The sequence below is a fragment of the Bacillus sp. LR--39 genome (assembly GCF_053613335.1).
Genome location: NZ_JBSIOT010000715.1, coordinates 1 through 778 on the forward strand (window position 1 = coordinate 1; position 778 = coordinate 778).

Genomic DNA, 778 nt, shown 5'->3' on the forward strand with positions numbered 1-778 from the left:
GTCCTGATTCCTACGGGGATTACAAGCTTGATTTGGGCAGCGATGTACAAAGGGAATGTCGGTTTGACACTTTCGATTATTTTAGTTGATACTGTGCTGTCACCGCTAATCGTACCGCTGAGTCTTTCATTGCTGGCCGGCGCTCAGGTTCACATGGATGTGTGGGGAATGATGAAAGGTCTGATTGTAATGGTCGTGATTCCTTCTTTTTTGGGCATGCTGTTTAATCAGATGTCATCTCCAGAAAGAACTGCGTCTGTGAGCAGTGCGCTGTCGCCTTTTTCAAAGCTTTGCTTGATGGCAGTGATTGCGATTAACAGTTCAGCGATTGCTCCTTATTTCAAATCCATTGATTTGAGATTTGCAGGAATAGCTGTAACGGTATTCTTTATCGCGTTAACAGGCTATGCCGCTGCTTGGCTGATCGGAAAAATGATGAAACGGCGGCAAGAGGAAATAGTCTCTCTTATATTTACGGGAGGCATGAGGAATATTAGTGCCGGCGCAGTTCTTGCCGTTACGTTCTTCCCGTCTCAGGTTGCCGTTCCTGTTGTGATCGGCATGCTGTTTCAGCAGATATTGGCTGCTTTGTTTGGCTATATGCTGAATCGTTTTGAATTAAAACCAATGTTGCAGAAGGCATAAAAAAACCGCTCATAGGGTTGAGCGGTTTTTTCCGTATAGCCATTCGAGCGCGTTGATGAACTGTTTGCAGAAATACTTGCGGTGGTGCACCGCTCCTTTTTCAATTGAAAGACACAACTGGTCTTCAGTGAAG

General features: G+C 45.2%; 1 protein-coding gene and 1 pseudogene. One reads left to right on the top strand and one right to left on the bottom strand.

Annotation, left to right across the window (positions count from 1 at the left end; all coding sequences use genetic code 11):
* The coding region (locus tag ACWHAR_RS26050; protein ID WP_452088297.1) for a bile acid:sodium symporter family protein at nt 1–645 on the top strand (645 nt) is incomplete at its 5' end.
* A gap of 9 nt (nt 646–654) precedes the next feature.
* On the opposite strand, the pseudogene ACWHAR_RS26055 reads toward ACWHAR_RS26050, so the two are convergent.
* Nucleotides 655–778: pseudogene (locus tag ACWHAR_RS26055) on the bottom strand (alpha/beta hydrolase); the annotation flags it as partial.